The following is a 2561-nucleotide window of genomic DNA, read 5'->3' as shown; positions in this document are numbered from 1 at the left end:
AGTCGGGTAGCGGGGACGCATTACTGCGTCCCCGCCCCCTCAGAACCGTGCAAGCAGCTTTCACCGCACACGGCTCAAGCAAGCCCTAAAGGCTCGCCGGCAGGCAAAAGTGCTGGACTTGTCATCGTGGCGGCTCCATTCTGCCGATGACAATGGGTGTGGAGGAGACGGAGTCGTTGACCGCCCGGCATTCTCCCGCCTGGGAACGCGATGTAGTGCTTGGAGATCGCCTTCCGGATGACTACCCGCCACGCTTCCCATTCTTGTGGGCTTTGCGGCGGGTGGTCGGCGTGCAGCAAGAGCCCTCCGCAGATCGAGCAACGGCCGTGCTGTTCCCGTAGAAGGTGCACGGTCATAGCGTCGACTGGTAGAGGGGTTCCCTTTCGGCGCCGCTGAGCCCAATAGGATTCCAGGGCAGGGTCGTCCGGGGACGCCTTCCCCTTGACCAGTTGGTGCCGGACTATCTTCGTCCAGGAGAACTTGAGGAGGTAGGCGCCGCTGTCGCGGTCACCGAACACCCAGCGGTCGTTCCTGGACCTGTTGAACCGGCCGAAGTACTTGTCGGATACCCAACGCTTCGGCTTGTTCGGGTGGCTGTGCTTGGCCCACTTGTAAGCGAGCTTCCACATGTGATTGTCCAGCGCCGTAAAGATCTCACTGGACACCACCGTTCGGTAGTAGGCCGACCAACCCCGAACGATCGGGTTGATCGTCTTGAGTACCGCACCGGCGTTAGCCCCTCGCAGAGCCATCATTTCGGTACTGAGCCGTTCCCGGATCCGTCGTTGAGCCGCGCTACTCGGCTTGATCAGCAATTTGCCGTGATAGCGGCGGACGTTGAACCCCAGGAAGTCGAATCCGCTCTCCGCGTGGACGATGCGTGTCTTGTCCTCGTGAAAAGCCAGCCCCCTGGGCGTCAGCCATACAGCCAGCCGCTCTTTGACCTGCTCGGCCTGTTCACGGCTGGTGCACATCGCGACAAAGTCATCTGCGTATCGAACCAGCACGGGGCTGCCGCTTTGGGCACTCCCGGAATCTCTGCCGGTGGTGTAATAGCGGACCCCTGCGGCTTCCTCCATTCCATGCAGGGCCACATTGAAGAGCAACGGGCTGATCACTCCACCCTGCGGAGTTCCCTCCTCGGTCGGAGCGAACCGACCGCGATCCACGACCCCGGCCTTCAGCCACCGGCGGACCAGTCCCCGGGCGGGGAAGGTGCCGAGTGCTGCCATGAGCCGGGTGTGGTCGATTCGGTCGAACGCCGCCGTCAGGTCTGCGTCGAGCACCCACGCACGCTGCGGGTTCTTCCCGTTGAGCGTGGAGTAGATGGCCCCGATCGCGTCGTGACAGCCGCGGCCGGGCCGAAAGCCGTACGACTTCGGCTCGAACCGCGCTTCCCACTCGGGCTCCAGTGCTCCCAGTGCCACAGCTTGCAAGCACCGGTCAACGATCACGGGAATTCCGAGTCCGCGCTTCTTCGTGGTCCCCGGTTTAGGGATGAACACCCGCTTGACGGGCTTGGGAATCCACGGTCGGGCGCGATGCTGGACCCAGTCGGCCAATGCGGCCTTGGACTGGGACAACAGCACAACCTTTCCGTCGACTCCCGCCGTCGCGCGTCCAGCATTGATTTCCGTTACCCGTCGCACGCTCAGGAGCGTGTTGGAGCGGGACCGGAGCATCAACTTCTGTAAATTGCGGACCTTCTTAAGATCCCCTGCCTGCGATGCCGTGAAGATTCTCTGCCGCAGACGCCGTACGTCCTCCTCGACCCGACGCCAGTCAATCGACGCCCAGTCCAGGTCTTCGCCCTCGGGTCCGTTCACCGGCGCGGAAGCGGCCGGAAGGGCTGAGGCCGGTCCGTCCGCTATCTGCATGGTGTCCAACTTGCCCCTCGGTTCCGTCGTCGTTGTTCAGTGATTCTGCACAGGCTCACCCGGCCCACGTCAGCACCCTTTCGGGTTCGGGCAGTCACCCGTATCCGGACGGTTATGCGGGGCGACCGGCGGAGAGTCCGATCGTCTGCCCCGGGTTCCCGAGTCCTTTCGGATTCCGGCGTTGGCTTCTTGGGCCGTCCTGTTCCCGCTGGGGAATTGAGCCTCCCTTACAGTCGGCTGACCGGGCCAAAAGCGGCCCGGACCCCAACGGGGTTTCCACGTTCCACACGAATGAGATTCGACCGGGGTGGGTGCTCCCTTTACCCCGAGGCGGCGGTGTCCACCTGGCCGGAGTGACCTCTACCGGCCAGCGCCTGCCGCTTCTCAGCGGCTAGCCATGCACCCCACTCGCGCATTCCATCGGCGGGGCTTGGGATCACGAGGCATCATCGGGAGTTCATGTACTTCACCCGTCCGGTCTTCCCCTTGCCGGTAACTCCCGGATGGAACGGGAGTCCTTGGGCTTTCCCCTGAGCTTCGCACCACGCCGTTACCGGCATCGCACGTCAAGGGTGGGGACGGGTCATACGGACACGGACCCGTGACTGCACCTACAGCTTCATCAACTGCCTCTCCAATCGGTCAGTCCACTCAAATTCGTGCGGCTTCGTGTCGCACGGTCGC

General features: G+C 63.3%; 1 protein-coding gene. It reads right to left on the bottom strand.

Annotation, left to right across the window (positions count from 1 at the left end; genetic code table 11):
- Positions 1–74 precede the first annotated feature (74 nt).
- Positions 75–1877, bottom strand: a complete 1803-nt coding sequence (ltrA, locus tag ACZ68L_RS46750) for a group II intron reverse transcriptase/maturase (protein WP_469591001.1) — start codon at positions 1875–1877, stop codon at positions 75–77.
- Between the last annotated feature and the right edge of the window lie 684 nt (positions 1878–2561).

The organism is Streptomyces sp. NPDC104309 (assembly GCF_055584025.1).
This window is presented reverse-complemented; position numbering and strand designations above follow the sequence as displayed.